We start from the raw sequence: 11,772 nt of genomic DNA on the forward strand, positions 1-11,772 counted from the left end.
GGATTAAGACCGGTAAATGGGTCGGTATCAGATATGTCGGAAGCTGCGCAAGAATTCACCTGGAGATAAGCGGCGTTTTTTCTGGCCGAAGCCCATGACGCCGACTAGTGTCGGCGCTTTCGTGCTGTTGATGAACTAAGCAGGACATCGCAGCCTTGGATGTCCGCTTAAGCGGATATTAGTGGCTCACGCGAGAATAAGGGGATTTACTAATGAGCAATCAATTAATCGCGTTCTGGCGGCGGTATCGCTCGGGGCGGCGTGGGCCGGTGCCCCGGGTGCGCGTCCGGCCCTCGAACGCCCGGCGGGCGACCATCCGGGCGACGGCGATCACGGCGACGATCGCCATGACGCTCGGCCTGGCGCCGGTCGCCGCCGAGGCGGCGTCCGTCACCCGGCCCGCCACGGGCTCCCCGGCGCGGGCGACCGCCGGCGGATCCGGAGGGCTCACGGTGTCCGCGCCACGCAAGACTCGGTCCGCCGGCGTCCTGCTGCGCGGGCACGCCGCCCCGCGGAGCGTGGTGACGGTCCGCGGAGGCGTCCTGCCGGCCATGGCCATCGCCGGGCGGGGAGGCACGTTCTCGGTGGAGGTGCTGCTGCGCCCCTCTCGCCGTAACCACCTGACGGTCACGGCGTACTCCGGCAAACGGCGGTCGGCCAAGCGACTGACCGTCGAGCAGCGGTCGGGCAAGGCCCACGGCCAGGTGACCGGCCGGGTGCTCGACGCCGCCACGCACCGGCCGGTCGCCGGCGCCGTGGCGAGCTACGGGTCACGGACCGCCAGGACCGACGGCAGCGGCCGGTACACCCTCACGGGACTGCCCGACGGCGGCGTCGCCGTCTCGGTCCGCGCACCCGGACGCCTCGGCGGTCTGACCGTCGCCACCATGTCCGCCGGGCGCGGCCAGGCCATCGACACGCCCGTGCAGAGCCTCGCCGAGCCCGTACGAGTCGGTCCGCGCGGCGGTTCGTACGCCGGGAAGGGCTGGCGGGTGACCGTACCGGCCGGCGCGGTGCGCAGGCCGACCCGCCTGAACCTGACGCCGCTGCGGGCCGCCGGGATGAAGGAGGTGTTCGGCACCGGCGTACTCGATCTGTCACCGAACGGCCTGCGCTTCGCCAAGCCGATCACCGTGGCCGTCGAGCCCGGCGTGATCGGGCTCGAACCGGCCAAGACGGTGATCAAGGGTTTCGATCCCGATCACCTGACCGTCACGACGCCGCGTACCAAGGTCGTCGGGAAGGACGTGGTGTTCCAGGTCGACCGGCTGCGGGGGCTGGAGGTACGGGCCACGCTGCCGGAGACCCCGGCCGCCTGGTGCAAGCCGCTCAAGGCGTCCGACGTCTGGCTCGCCAGGTCGGACCTGCGCCGGACCTTGATCCCCTTCCTGATGGCCACGAGCGGTTCTCCGCCGGACGGCAGCCAGACCTCGGCGAACATGATCGAGGAGTTCGTCGCGGGCGGGCAGCGCACGCACAACCGGACCGAGGTCACCGACGCCGGCGCGCTCGCGCAGTTCCGCGACGCGCCGGAGACCGCGGTGGCGACCAAGGAGGTGATGAGCGACCTGATCAACGCGATCAGTGCCGCGCCCCCGCCCCTCGCGGCACCGCAGACGCCCACGACCAAGCGGTTCTCCGACTACGGCCAGGTCGGCCGGTCGGTCGACATCACCTGGGCGAACGTGATGCGGGTTCCCGGGATCATCGCGGGTGGGCCCGGGCAGGTCACCCTGCCCCCCGGGCCGACGACCTTCCCTGACCAGCGGAACTACTCCGGACCGATGCGGTTCATCCCCACGGCGGACGACCGGGGCGTGCTGAAACGGGTGGACCTCGAGGTCGAGCCGAGCCTCGAGGTACTCGACTCGATCGACTTCTGCGACGGCAACCCCGGTGGGATCGCCGCTCAGATCGGTGGCACGATCCTGCTCAGCCAGCTCGAGGCGACTCCTCAGCCGGGCGGCCGCCCCGGCGAAGTGGCCGGAAAACCGTACCTTTTCCGCACCGAGACAAAGCTCAAGAAGGAAAAGTGGAACATCACCGCGATCTACCCCCGAAATGACAGGGACAAGGACGGAATTCCGGATGCCCAACCGTGGGCGGGGGCGTCATTCAAACTCGACAACTGCCCCGTCGACCCCAATCCGGACCAGGCCGACCGGAACGGCGACGGGATCGGTGACGCGTGTCAGAACTGCCCCCAGCCTCAGCTCGCGGGCGGCAGAAGCGCCGCCGCAGACCCCGACAAGTGCGAACTGCCGCCGGGCGGCGTGCCCGGCGGCGGTGGCGGTAGCGACGGCGGCACCACCCGGGACGACGGGCCGCTGCCACCGGCGACCGGCGGATCGTACGGCGACCCGCACTTCGTCACCTTCGACGGCGGCTCGCTCGATTTCCAGGGCGCGGGCGACTATGTCCTGGCCGAGTCGACGACCGACGACTTCCTGGTCCAGGGGCGGTACACCCGGCTGCCGCACAGGTCGTCGTCGATGTCGGTCAACCGCGGCGTGGCCGCGCGGGTGGGCAACTCGGTGATCGCCTTCGGCGACGACACGACGTCGGAGCCGCTCGACCCACAGGTGGCCACCCTCGACGGCAGGCGGCTGCCCCTCAAGGATGGGGCCACGACCAAGCTCCCTGGCGGCGCCGTGCTGACGTTCGGCAAGGTGCGCGGCGCGGTGGTCCGGTGGCCGGACGGCACCGAGCTGATGGCCGGCCGCTGGATCGCCGACAACGCGTTCCTGACGCCGGCGAAGAGCCGCTGGGGGAAGATCCGGGGCCTGTTGGGCAACGCGAACAGCGATCCGAACGACGACCTCACCGCCCGGGACGGCACGCCGGTCAAGGATCCGCTCGACCTCCGGCAGCTGTACGGGACGTTCGGCGCGAGCTGGCGGGTCCAGGGGAGCGCGTCGTTCTTCCGCAGCACGATCCCACCGGACGGCGCGCTGCCGATCGAGCCGCCGCAGCGGGCGTCGGTGTCCGGGCTCCCGGCGGCCGACCGGGCCGCGGCGGAGAAGGAGTGCCGGGACAAGGGCGTGGCGCCCGGTGCCGCGCTGGAGCAGTGCGTCCTGGACGTCGCCCTCACCGGTGACCGGCGGTTCGCCGACAACGCGGCGGTCGTCGCCCAGCGGATGCGGTCCACCGTCGACCTCACCGCGCTCGGCGGCCCCGTCGAGGACACCGCCGACCTCCAGCTCGGCCGGCGGGTGTCGGGCTCGCTGGACAAGCCGTACGTCACCGATCGCTACCTGGTCGACCTGAGGGCCGGGCAGTCGGTGCGGATCACCACGCCGGGCACCTGTCCCGGTGCCGGCACCTTCGTGATCACCCTGGTCGCGCCCAGCGGCCGGCCGCTCGGCCGTACCCGCGGCCCGGGATGCGGTTCGGTGGGCTTCACGGGGCTCCGCGAGTCAGGGCGATACCAGGTCCGGATCTTCGACTCGGGCGGTTTCACCGGCCGGTACGAGTTCCAGGCCGACGGCGACCAGGCCGACGTGAGCTGCGACGCGAACCGCGTCGTGCCGAACGACGACCAGTCGGGTCCTAAGGTGAGCCTGCCGTTCACGCTGAACTTCAAGGGGCGGCGGTTCTCCGAGCTCTGGGTGAACAACAACGGCAACGTCAGCTTCGGCGACAGGCCGTTCTCGGACTTCACCCCCGAGCCCTTCAAGGACCTGACGGAACCGATCATCGCGCCGTGGTGGGCCGACGTCGACACGCGGGCTCCGGGAACCCAGCCGGTCCGGTACGGGATGGGCATGGTGCAGGGGCGGCGGGCGTTCTGCGTCCTGTACGACGGGGTCGGCTACTACGACGCCCACGCCGACCCGTTGAACTCGTTCGATCTCTACCTCGTCGACCGGGGCGACGCCGGCGACGGCGCGTTCGACATCGTGTTCCGGTACCGGCGGCTGCGCTGGGAGAGCGGCGACCTCAGCGGCGGCCGGGGCGGTCTCGGCGGCACCTCGGCGGGTGTCGGTTACGCCAACGGGTCCGGCGAGCCGGGCACGTTCCTCGAGGTCCCCGGATCCCGCGTCCCGGGATCCTTCCTCGACACGTCGCCGAACGGCCTGTCGCACACGTCGACCGGCAGCGATCAGGTCGGCGTCCACGTCTATCCGATCCGTTCCTGACCTGGACGACGGTGTCCGGTCCGCACGCGCCGGCGGGCCGGGCACCGTTCGGTGTCGCGAAGTACGGTGTGAATCATGGCCGACGTGGTGATCCGTGGTGGATGGGTGGTCGACGGGACCGGCGCGCCCGCCTTCCGGGCCGACGTCGCGATCTCCGGCGACCGGATCACTGAGGTCGGCCCGCTGCCCGGGGCGAGTGCGGCGACCGAGATCGACGCGACCGGCCGGTACGTCATGCCCGGCTTCATCGACACTCACGTCCACGGCGACGCGGCCGTCTTCGACCCCGAGGTCCAGCTCGCCGCGCTCCGCCAGGGCGTCACCACCTTCGTGCTCGGCCAGGACGGCGTCTCCTTCGCCCCGGCCGACCCGGCGACGCTGGCGTACGTCTCGCGGTACTTCGCCCCGGTCAACGGGCGGCATCCCGGACTCGACGACGGCCCGGTGACCGTCGCCGGCCTCCTCGCCGGCTACGACCGCCGTCTTCCCCTCCACACCGTCTACCTGCTCCCGCACGGGACGATCCGGCGCAACGCGCTCGGCGCCGCCCGCCGCGCGCCCGACGCCGACGAACTGGCCGCCATGCTCCGCCAGGTCGAACGCGGCTTGGAAGAGGGCGCGGCGGGCCTGTCCACCGGCCTGGAGTACTTCCCCGGCGCGTACGCCGACGCCGACGAGCTGGCCGCGCTCTGCGCGCCGGTCGCCACCGCCGGCCTGCCCTACGTGACGCACATGCGGGGGTACGAGGCCAAGGCCGGCGACGGGATGGCCGAGGTGCTGCGGATCGCGCGGGCCGGCGGGGTCGCGCCGCACGTCTCGCACTATCACGGCCCCCGCGAACACCTGATCGCGATGGTGGACGACGCGCGGGCCGAGGGCGTCGACCTGACCTTCGACAACTACCCGTACCTGCGCGGTTCCAGCACCCTCACGCTCGTCACCCTGCCCGACCGGCTTCCCGTCGCCGACCTGGACGCGACCCTGGAGGCGCTGGCCGACCCCGCCGTACGCCGGCGGCTGGAGAGCGAGTGGACGGCCGACCTGTGGCCGCGCATCACGCTGTCGCACGTGCCGGCCGACGACCTGCGCTGGACCGAGGGCCTGACGCTGCCCGAGGCCGCCGAACGGGCGGGCCGCTCCCCGGGTCAGTTCTGCTGCGACCTGCTCGTGGCGACCCGCCTGGAGGCCGGCTGCGTGTTCGGGCAGCCGCCGACCAACACCGAGGAGTCGGTACGGGCCCTGCTGCGGCACCCGGCGCAGACCACCGGCTCCGACGCCATCTACCAGGGCGGGCATCCGCACCCGCGCGGCTGGGGCGCCTTCGCCCGGCTCCTGGCCCGGCACGTGCGCGAGCTCGGCGACTGGACCTGGGACCAGGCGGCGGTCCACATGTCGGCGCACGCCGCGCGGCGATTCCGCCTGCTGGACCGGGGCGTCGTCCGCCGGGGCTTCGCGGCCGACCTCGTCGTCCTCGACCCCCGTACGGTCACCGACCGCTCGACCTACGAGTCCCCGCGTACGCCCGCCGACGGCGTCGACCACGTCCTGGTGGGCGGGGTACCCGTGCTGGCCGGGGGAGCCCTGACCGGCGCGCTGCCCGGCCGCGCCCTCACCCCGAACTGACCGATCTCCGTCTCCTCTGCGGAAGGAAACCGAACCTTCATGACCACCAGAGTCGGCCCCGGCCCGGTGCTGCTCGCCGGCGGTGTCGTCGCCATCGTGCGGGGCAGCAGCGGGGACCGGACGGACGCGGTGCTCGACACGCTCGCCGCCGCCGGCGTGCGCTGCCTGGAGGTGACCCTCAACACCCCCGGAGCGCTGGACTCCCTTCGGGCCGCGCGCCGCCGGCTGCCCGACGACGTCGAGCTCGGCGCGGGCACCGTGCTCACCACCGCGCAGGTCGACGCGGCCGCCGACGCAGGCGCGTCGTTCGTCGTCGCGCCCGACGCCCGCCCGGTCGTCGCCGAGCGCGCCGCCGCGCACGGTCTGGGCTACTACCCGGGCGCCCTCACGCCCACCGAGATCGGCGCGGCCTGGGAGCTCGGGGCGTCCGCCGTGAAGGTCTTCCCGGCGGGTGCGTTCGGCCCCGGCTACCTGCGCGATGTGCGCGGGCCGTTCCGTGACGTGCCGCTCCTGCCCACCGGCGGCATCGGCATCGACGTGGCCGGCGACTACATCAGGGCCGGCGCCATCGCGGTCGGCGTCGGCGGTCCCCTCCTCGGCGACGCGCTCGACGGCGGGTCGCTGGACGCCCTGGCCGACCGTGCCCGCCGCCTCGTCGCGGCCGTCGCGGGAGCACGCGGGTGACCGTCCGGGGAGACCGGGTGGGCGGCTTCGTCCGCACTGCCGGAGTAGGGCCGATCGACTTCGTGGTGGACAAGGGCTGATGGACTCCACCGTCTACACCTTCGTCGAGGACCTGCGCGGAGAGGGCGCCGCACCGGTCCTCGACCGGGTCCTCGGCTACGGCTGCACCGGGCTGACCGTCGCGGCGGCCTACCACCGGGCCCGTGACGTCACCCCGCACGGCGCGTCCCGGGTGACCTTCCGGCACGACGGCGTGCACTTCCCGCCCGGCGACCTGTTCGGGCGGCTGGCGCCGCCGGTGCAGGCCGGCGCGGAGGACGACCCGCTCCGATCGCTCCGGGCGCTGACCCGCTCTCGCGGCGCGTCCCTGTACGCGTGGGGCGTCTTCCTGCACAACACCACGATCGGCCTGGCGCACCCCGACGTGACGCAGGAGAACTGCTTCGGCGACCGCGCGGCCCCGGCCGACCTGTGCCCGTCGAACCCCGACGTCCGCGCGTACGCCGTGGCGCTGGCCCGCTCCCTGGCCCGGTACGGCGTCGACGGCGTCGTCGCGGAGTCGCTGCACTTCGGGTTCTTCGGCCACGGCTACCACCACGAACGGTCCTTCGTCGAACTCGGCCCGGTCGCCGAGTACGCCCTCGGCCTGTGCTTCTGCCCGCACTGCCGGCGCGTCGAGGGCGCCGAGGCGGCACGGGCGGAGGCCACGCGCCTGGTGGAGGAGGCGTTCGAGGGCGGCGCGGCGCGGCAGGCGGAGACCGGTTTGCCGGCGGCGATCGTGGAGTTCGCGATGGCCCGCCGGGCGACGGTCACCTCGCTCGTCGCCGAGGTCGCCGAGACCGTCGCCGCGGAGGGGTCCCGACTGATCTTCCTCGACCTCACGGGCGCGGTGAAGGGGTACGCGGACGGCCGGCCGGCGGGCGGCCCCTCGGCGTCAGACGCGTGGCGGATCGGCATCGACCCCGCCGCCGTCGCGGGTGTCGCCCACGGCTACGCCGTCACCGCGTACGCACGCGACACCGGTCGCGTCACCACCGACCTGGAGGCCTACCGCGCCGCCCTCGGACCGGACCGGGAACTGCGCGCGCTGCTGCGCCCGGGCCCGCCGGACACCACCTCGGCGGCCGACCTGGCCACCAAGATCGGCTCGGTCGCGTCGGTGGCCGACGCGGTCGACTTCTACGCCTACGGGCTGCAGCCGTACGGCGTCCTGGACCGCCTGTCGGTCCTGACCTGAACCACGCGGCGCGCCGCCCGGCCGGGCGCTCAGCGGGGCGGCATGTCCCGTGATCGCGGAGGCGGGGGAGAAGAATTGTCGGTCCGTCTCGCTAACTTCACCACGGCGGGTAATCACTCGACCGCAAGGAGGAAGCGTGACGGATCGGGACCTCGCTCGGGAGCGGCGTCAGGCCAGGCAGAAAGAGTCACGTAGGCTGCGCGGCCTGGAGCGGGAGGCGGCGGCACGGGCCCGGGTCCGCCTCGCGGCGCGGACGACAGCGCCGGAGCGGGTGGTCCTGCGCCTGGGGCCCACCAACTCCGGAAAGACCCACGACGGGATCGAGTTCCTCATCGCGCAGGCCCGACTGGGGTTGTCGGGCACGTACGCCGCTCCGCTGCGGATGCTCGCCCGAGAGGTCTACGAGAGGCTGCGCGCACATCTCCCCGACGAGCGCGTCGGTCTCGTGACCGGTGAAGAGCGGATCAACCCGCAGGCCGACGTCGTCTCATGTACCGCCGAGTCCGCGCGCACCTGCGGCGACGCGCTCGTGCTCGATGAGGCGCACTGGCTCGCCGATCGCGATCGAGGCCATGCCTGGACCCGGCTCCTGCTGACGGGTTCCCACCGTTACATCCACGTCACGGCCGCCCCCGAAGCCGACGCCCTGCTGCGCACCGCCTTCGCCCAGGCGGGTCACCTCGAGATCGTGCAGCATTCGCGCTGTACGGAGCTCACCCACGCACCCGCGATCGGCCCTCGAACGATCCCCGCCGGCTCGGCCGTGGTCGCGTTCAGCCGCAGGGCGGTGCTGGCCCTGCACCGGGAGCTGATCGACCACGGTCGCAGCGCCACCGTCCTGTACGGAGCCATGCCTCCCGGGGCGCGCCGGGAGCAGATCCAGCGGCTGGTCACCGGCGAGGTCGAAGTGATCGTCACAACGGACGTCATCGGACACGGGGTCAATCTGCCGCTGCGCGCGGTGGCCTTCGCAGAGACCGGCAAGTTCGACGGCAAGGAGCGCCGTCGGCTGCGACTGTGGGAGGCGGCCCAGATCGCGGGACGGGCCGGACGGCGAGGCTTCGCCGCAGGGGAGGGCCTCGTCGCGACGTACGCCGGCGGCATCCCGGGGTTCTCGCCGGACGCCGGGCTCGTGCGTGCCGCCGTCGCCGTGGCGAACGGCGCGCCCTCTGACCTCTCGATCATCAAGGCGAGCCTTCGCCCGGACTGGGGTGAGTTGGGCGACCCCACCCCGGCCGAGATCCCGTATGCCCTGCGCGGTTGGCGGAAGGCGGCTCGCCGCGAGGCCTCGGCCCATCCCTGGTTGCGTCCCGCGTCGATCGAGACCTTACTCACGATGTGGGAGACGGCCCGTGCCACGGTCCGCGCCCCCGTGGCAGTGGACGCTCCGTGGCCCGGCGACGGACCCACGGTGTGGCGGCTCATCACCCTCCCCGTGGACGCGGGCGGCGCCTTTCCCGAGATAGCCGCCGCGGTGCTGACGGACCGCTCTCTGCGGACGATCCTTCGTCCCGACTCCGTGATCTCCCGGATGAGCCTCGACGAGGCGGAACGTCATGCCGCCGTCATGCGCGACCTGAGTTCGGCGGGCCGGTCCTTCGGGGCCGTCGGCGGCGTGGATCACGAAGAGGCCGCGGCCGGAGAGGAAGCGGCGTCCCGGCGCATCGTCGAGTTGGTCGCCCAACGTAGACCCCTCGTCAACGCGTCGCTCTGCGTATCGTGCGCTCGGCCGTGCGCCCCGTGGTTCCAGCGATGCGACGCCTGCCACCGCGCCAGGTTCGACTGGTACGACGGTGATGATCCATTCGCGTGGTGAGCACTTTCGGGCGCCGGTCCGCGGGCCGCCGCCCCCTCTTCCCGCGACTCGTCCGCGAGGCCGACGTACCCGCCCTGAGAGAGCGTCGTCGTACTCGGATCCTCCGATGAGAGGGGCACTCCGGCTCCGGCCTGGAGGTGCCCCTCACATCGGTCGCGCCTGAACGGATGATCAGGCGCGGCGCCGGTAATCCTCGAGCCTCGTGACCGGGTCGTAAGGGCGCTCCGCGACGCCCTTGGACGCGTCGATGACCCGGACCCATGCCGAACGCACCGGGTGCGAGGTACGCGGCAGCATCAGCCGGCAGAACGCCTTCGGGTCGATGCCGTCGTAGTCGTGCCGTACGACGCAGCGGTACACGTCGTCGGAGACCACGAGCACCATCGGGGCGTCACTGCCGCCCAGTATCCGCTTCACCGGGCCGGCGTTCAGGAGCCGGAACGCGACGTCGAGGGCTTCGCCGAAGCACCCGTTGTCGTCGAAGGTCACCTCCCCGGCGTGCACGACCACGCGCAGCCGGAACTGCCGCTCGGGGTGACGCCGGTTGTGCTGGGCGAGGAGGGTGCCCAGGGTCGGGACGACGGTGTCGAGTAGCACCGTCTTGGGAGCCTGGTCGACGGGGTGGATCAGGGCGAGCACGCCGTCGCCCCGGTCGAGGAAGGAGTCACGGTACGGCTCCGTGACCCCGCCCGCGGCCAGGGCCTGCTCGAAGAGGTCGTACATCGCCCTGCGCAGGTACCCCTTGGCCGGGTCGGTCAGACGGGTCGATCCTTCGGCGTCGATCGCGATGATAGTTCGATGGAGAGGGGGAATCACGAGGTCCTTTCGAATCGATCTGAATCAAACTGAATCACCATCGTCGGACGGGGAGCGTCCGACGGAGGGTGATCGACGAGCAGGTTATACCGAGACGGGCGAGCTGTCCGCGCGTTGACGGGATCCCGGTCGGGTGGTTGACTCTCCCGCGAGCATCTAGGGCATCCCTAGCTTGCTGTGACATACTTCGCATCGCGCTGAATCTACGTCGAACCCCGGGTTGAGGTGATGGCCGTGGCCGGTGACAGGCGTGACCCGGTGTACGACAAGCGACGGCGACTGGCCGGCGAACTGCGCGTCCTTCGCGACATGAGCGGGGTCAGCGGGAGGGATCTGGCGAAGCGGATCGGCATCAGCCAGTCCAAGGTGTCGCGGATCGAGGCCGGCACCGCCCAGCCGTCCGCTGCGGAGATCACCGCCTGGGCCCGTGCGGTCGGCGCGTCCGACGAGACCGAGCGACTGCTCGCCGCCCTCGACGAGATCGCTCGCACCGGCGTGGAGGCCTGGCAGGCGGCGCTCGAGGGCCGGCCCCATCTTCAGGACGAGATACGCGAGCGCGAGGAGACGGCCCAGCGCATACGCAATTTCCAGCCGGCGTTCGTTCCCGGCCTGCTGCAGACGTCCGGTTACGCGCAGCGGGTGTTCGCGATGTTCAAGTCGAGCGTTCCGGGGACGAGCGTCGCCGCCGCGGTGGCCGCCAGACTGGACCGCCAGCTCGCTCTGTACGAAGGCGACAGGGAATACGAGTTCCTCATCACCGAGGCGGCACTTCGGTGGCGTCCCGGTCCGCCGCGGCTCGCGATCGCACAGCTGGATCGGGTCGCGACGGTGAGCACGCTGGACAATGTCTCGGTCGGGCTGATCCCCCTGTCGGCCGAGGCGGAGGCGCCGTACCTCCAGGGCTTCTCGATCCTCGACGACGGGGACGCCGGCGACGACGCCCTGGTCCTGATCGAACTCGACCATGCCCCTCTTACCGTCACCGACGCCGACGATGTGGCGATCTATCAGAACCGCTGGTCGACACTGCGGAAGACCGCGGTCTTCGGTGACGAGGCGCAGGCGTTCCTGCGTGAGCTGACGGCCCAGATGCGGACCATCGAGAGCTGAGCATGGTCCCGACCGTTCAGACCCGGGAGCGGACGCCAGGGATCGTCGGCGTCCGCGCCCGGGTTCTGACCGCGCGCGCGTCAGCCGACGCTGAATCGGCCGGCCTTCACCGCGGCCACGAAGGCCTCCCACTCCGAGCGGCTGAACCACAGAACCGGCCCGTCCTGCCCGGCCTTCGAGTCGCGGACCGCCACCACCTCGGTGATCGCGACCTCCACGCACGCGCCGTAGTCGCAGGCGCTCTGGAACTCGCCCGGCTCCGGCATCATCCCCTGCATGGCCTCGCTCATGGGGCCCCCTTTCTCATCGAGGCGATCCCTCACCGCCTCGCGAGTCGACCATCGGAC

At 72.0% G+C, this 11,772-nt stretch carries 8 protein-coding genes; 6 read left to right on the forward strand and 2 right to left on the reverse strand.

Features of this window, described 5'->3' with window-relative positions:
- Nucleotides 1–212: 212 nt before the first annotated feature.
- The 5 genes from AB0L00_RS18450 (at nt 213) to AB0L00_RS18470 (ending at nt 9,499) form a co-directional block, all read left to right on the forward strand.
- The gene (locus tag AB0L00_RS18450) at nt 213–4,139 is read left to right on the forward strand and encodes a nidogen-like domain-containing protein (RefSeq protein WP_364435225.1); all 3,927 of its coding nucleotides are present in this window, start codon (nt 213–215) and stop codon (nt 4,137–4,139) included.
- Between the two features lie 75 nt (nt 4,140–4,214).
- On the forward strand, nt 4,215–5,762 hold the full coding sequence (locus AB0L00_RS18455) for a D-aminoacylase (protein ID WP_364435227.1): 1,548 nt from the start codon (nt 4,215–4,217) through the stop codon (nt 5,760–5,762).
- A gap of 39 nt (nt 5,763–5,801) precedes the next feature.
- The gene (locus AB0L00_RS18460; RefSeq protein WP_364435229.1) at nt 5,802–6,446 is read left to right on the forward strand and encodes a bifunctional 4-hydroxy-2-oxoglutarate aldolase/2-dehydro-3-deoxy-phosphogluconate aldolase; all 645 of its coding nucleotides are present in this window, start codon (nt 5,802–5,804) and stop codon (nt 6,444–6,446) included.
- Nucleotides 6,447–6,525: 79 nt separating this feature from the next.
- On the forward strand, nt 6,526–7,683 hold the full coding sequence (locus AB0L00_RS18465; RefSeq protein WP_364435232.1) for a hypothetical protein: 1,158 nt from the start codon (nt 6,526–6,528) through the stop codon (nt 7,681–7,683).
- 136 nt (nt 7,684–7,819) lie between these two features.
- On the forward strand, nt 7,820–9,499 hold the full coding sequence (locus AB0L00_RS18470) for a helicase-related protein (protein WP_364435234.1): 1,680 nt from the start codon (nt 7,820–7,822) through the stop codon (nt 9,497–9,499).
- A 171-nt stretch (nt 9,500–9,670) separates the two neighbouring features.
- Here AB0L00_RS18470 and AB0L00_RS18475 read toward each other — a convergent pair whose 3' ends face one another.
- On the reverse strand, nt 9,671–10,315 hold the full coding sequence (locus tag AB0L00_RS18475) for a hypothetical protein (protein WP_364435237.1): 645 nt from the start codon (nt 10,313–10,315) through the stop codon (nt 9,671–9,673).
- A gap of 234 nt (nt 10,316–10,549) precedes the next feature.
- On the opposite strand from AB0L00_RS18475, the gene AB0L00_RS18480 reads away from it, so the two are divergent.
- Nucleotides 10,550–11,425: a helix-turn-helix transcriptional regulator gene (locus tag AB0L00_RS18480; RefSeq protein WP_364435240.1), complete on the forward strand. Its 876-nt coding sequence runs from the start codon at nt 10,550–10,552 to the stop codon at nt 11,423–11,425.
- 80 nt (nt 11,426–11,505) lie between these two features.
- Here the strand turns inward: AB0L00_RS18480 and AB0L00_RS18485 are convergent, their stop codons facing one another.
- Nucleotides 11,506–11,715 carry a DUF397 domain-containing protein gene (locus AB0L00_RS18485; RefSeq protein ID WP_364435243.1) on the reverse strand — a complete coding sequence of 70 codons (210 nt, stop codon included), beginning with the start codon at nt 11,713–11,715 and terminating at the stop codon, nt 11,506–11,508.
- Nucleotides 11,716–11,772 lie beyond the last annotated feature (57 nt).

It is taken from the genome of Actinoallomurus sp. NPDC052308 (assembly GCF_040679195.1).
GTDB lineage: Bacteria > Actinomycetota > Actinomycetes > Streptosporangiales > Streptosporangiaceae > Actinoallomurus > Actinoallomurus liliacearum.

Coding starts and splice junctions, on each gene's coding strand:
- AB0L00_RS18450 (WP_364435225.1), top strand. CDS start 213: ATGAGCAATCAATTAATCGCGTTCTGGCGGCGGTATCGCTCGGGGCGG.
- AB0L00_RS18485 (WP_364435243.1), bottom strand. CDS start 11,715: ATGAGCGAGGCCATGCAGGGGATGATGCCGGAGCCGGGCGAGTTCCAG.
- AB0L00_RS18460 (WP_364435229.1), top strand. CDS start 5,802: ATGACCACCAGAGTCGGCCCCGGCCCGGTGCTGCTCGCCGGCGGTGTC.
- AB0L00_RS18465 (WP_364435232.1), top strand. CDS start 6,526: ATGGACTCCACCGTCTACACCTTCGTCGAGGACCTGCGCGGAGAGGGC.
- AB0L00_RS18455 (WP_364435227.1), top strand. CDS start 4,215: ATGGCCGACGTGGTGATCCGTGGTGGATGGGTGGTCGACGGGACCGGC.